The sequence below is a fragment of the Arthrobacter sp. 2YAF22_2 genome (assembly GCF_052114645.1).
Classification (GTDB): domain Bacteria; phylum Actinomycetota; class Actinomycetes; order Actinomycetales; family Micrococcaceae; genus Arthrobacter.
Genome location: NZ_JBFRFD010000486.1, coordinates 1 through 2,711, shown reverse-complemented (window position 1 = coordinate 2,711; position 2,711 = coordinate 1). Strand labels below are relative to the sequence as shown.

Annotated in this window: 2 protein-coding genes; both read right to left on the bottom strand. The window is 65.6% G+C overall.

The genetic code is table 11. The features are described 5' to 3' along the window. Positions 1-105 precede the first annotated feature (105 nt). Positions 106-1,161, bottom strand: a complete 1,056-nt coding sequence (locus AB4Y86_RS16245) for an LCP family protein (protein ID WP_441403211.1) — start codon at positions 1,159-1,161, stop codon at positions 106-108. A gap of 70 nt (positions 1,162-1,231) precedes the next feature. Next, positions 1,232-2,311 (bottom strand): LCP family protein, encoded by a 1,080-nt coding sequence (locus AB4Y86_RS16240; protein ID WP_441403210.1) that lies wholly within the window; start codon positions 2,309-2,311, stop codon positions 1,232-1,234. Between the last annotated feature and the right edge of the window lie 400 nt (positions 2,312-2,711).

Genomic DNA, 2,711 nt, shown 5'->3' with positions numbered 1-2,711 from the left:
CTGCAGGACAATCGACTGCCCGTCGGGGCTGCACGGGAGTCTGCGTCATGGACCCAATCTACCGGGGAGCGCAGTCACCGAGGGCGGGACGACGACGGGCGCGCCTCAGTTCCCCTTCTGCAGGTTATGGGAGGCGATGTAATCGGCCAGGGTGCCGGCGGACAACGCGGCGGCCACCTCGGCGGTGGCGGCCTGGTCCTGCAGGACAATCGACTGCCCGTCGGTGCTGGTGCCGGTTCCCGCCGTCGGAAGGGTGAAGAACGTGCCGTTCCCGGGCGGCACGGCCCGCAGGCTGAAGGCAAGCCGCTCCAGGGTCTCCAAGGTCAGTCCCGGGGTGACCGACACCTGCGGAAGCACCCCGATGACGAAGGCGCGGGCGGAGGCGCGGTCGGCCAGGACGCCGCCGCCCACGGCCTTGGCCAGCACGGCCTTGAGGAAAGTCTGCTGGTCCCGGACCCGCTGGTAGTCACCATCGGCGAAGGCCTTGCGCTCGCGGACGAAATCGAGCGCCAGGGCGCCGTTGAGCCGGTTCACGCCTGGTGGAAAGTAGTGTCCGGACTCAAGCGTGGAAGTGAACGGCAGTTGCACGTCGACGTCGATCCCGCCAACGGCGTCCGTCAGCGCGGCGAAGCCCTCGAAATCGACCGTGACGGTGTGGTCAATGTGCGTGCCGAGCAGCGACTCCACCGTCCGGGTTTCCAGCGGGACCCCGCCGATTTCCAGGGCAGCGTTGACCTTCGCCCCGCCGTAGCCGGGGATATCCACCCAGAGGTCGCGCATGATCGAAATGCCGTAGACCCTTTGCCTGTCGGCCGGCAGGTGGATGAATACGAGGGTGTCCCCGCGCTGGTCGGAGGCATCGCCGGCAGCGGCCTCGGCCCGTGCGTTGACGCGGCTGTCGCTGCCGATCAGCAGGATGTTCAGGTCCGCCGGCGGCGGTTCCGGCGTGGGGGTGGGCGTGGCGTTCGGTGTAGGGGCCGTGCTGGGAACGGGAGGGGGAGCCGCCGGGGCCGGGGTTTCGGGACGCGGCCGGTTCAGCAGGAATACGGCAGCGGCGACGGCGAGGACCAGCAGGGCGGCTGCCACCGCCGTGGCCAGCTTGCGCCGCCGGCTCCGGCTCGCAGTGTCGGCGTGTTCCTCAGGCTCCGGCGCGTTCCCCATCCGCGGAAGCTAGCACGCGGTGCTTGCCGGTGATAGAGGTTTCTGGCCCGTTCAGGTCCCCGTCGCCGGATCAGTTGCCGTTTTGGAAGTTGTTCTGGTTCACGTAGGTGCCCAGCGAGTCTGAGCTAAGGGCTTCCGAAATGTGCCCGATGGCGGCTTGGAGGGGCAACACAATCGATTGTCCGTCGCCGGAGGTTCCGGTACCCGCCGTGGGAAGCGTGAACATGACGGTGTTCTGTGCCCTGACGTCCTTCAGCTCCAGCGCGAGTCCAGCCAACGTTGCCGCATCCAGGGACTTGTCCACGCTGACATACGGAGATAGTGCGCCCACCAGGTTATTGATGGTGACCGGGTTGAACAGCGTCTGACCATCGGTTGACTTCTTAATGACGGACTTGAGGTAGTCCTGCTGGTTCCGGACCCGCTGGTAGTCGCCATCCGCATAGGCGTAGCGTTCCCTGACGAAGGCCAGCGCCTCGTCACCGTTGAGGGTGTTCGGGCCGGCCTGGAAGTAATGTCCCTTGAGGTGGCTCGACGCGAAGGGCACCTTGATGTCCACGGAGACGCCGCCCAGGGCATCTGTGAGGCCTTTGAAGCCCTGGAAGTCCACCATGGCTACATGATCAATGCGCTGCTTAAAGATGGATTCGATGGTTTGCACCATCAGGGGCGTCCCGCCGAGGGCCAGTGCCGCGTTGATCTTGGCTTGGCCGTGGCCGGGGATATCTACCCAGAGGTCGCGCATTACGGACATGGTGTAGATGTTCTTCCGGTCGGCCGGGATGTGTACCAGCATGAGGGTGTCTGCACGCTGGTCAGTCGCGACGCCCTGTTCCGCATCGGCCTCGGTAGCGCCGCGGCTGTCGCTGCCCATCAGCAGGATATTAACGGGCGCCTTACCGCCAGCCCCCTGAGCGGTCGGCGCTTTCTCGGGCCGGGTGGACTCGGCCGGGAACGCCTGCTCGATCTTGGTGCTGTTGGTGTCGAACGTCCGCGCCAGGTTGAAGAGGTAGCCACCTGCAATGACAGCCGCCACGATCACCAGGACACCTACGCCGAGCAGCAACTTACGGCCCCGATGTTTTTTGGGTGCTGGCCCAGGCTGGGTTGCCTCGGCATCAGCGGGCGCGGTGTCCTGGGGACGGGTCATAGTTTCCTCGAATTGAGTGGGCAGTGTCCGGATTCTACCTAGCGGACGGCAACCGCCGCACTAGGCCCGCAAGGTGGGGGTGGGGGCTGGGGCGACCCAAGGCTGCCGGCCGACTCCGAAGGCGCCTGCGCCCCAGGAGGTGGTATGGGTCGCACGACGACGGGGCATGCTCCATCTTCACGGCGATGGGTGGGCCAATGGGCATTGTGCCCAATTGCCATCCAGGGCGGAGGGCACGTCCAGATAGTTCGGGAATCCGAGCCGACCGAGAGCCGCGAGTGCTTGACTCTTTTCCGGCCTTCCGCATATCCTGAACGAACGGTCGGTAATTATTTATCGGAAACGCATAGGAGCAACCATGGCATCGCAGACCCTGCAGTCAGTGCCCGCCGAGCCATCG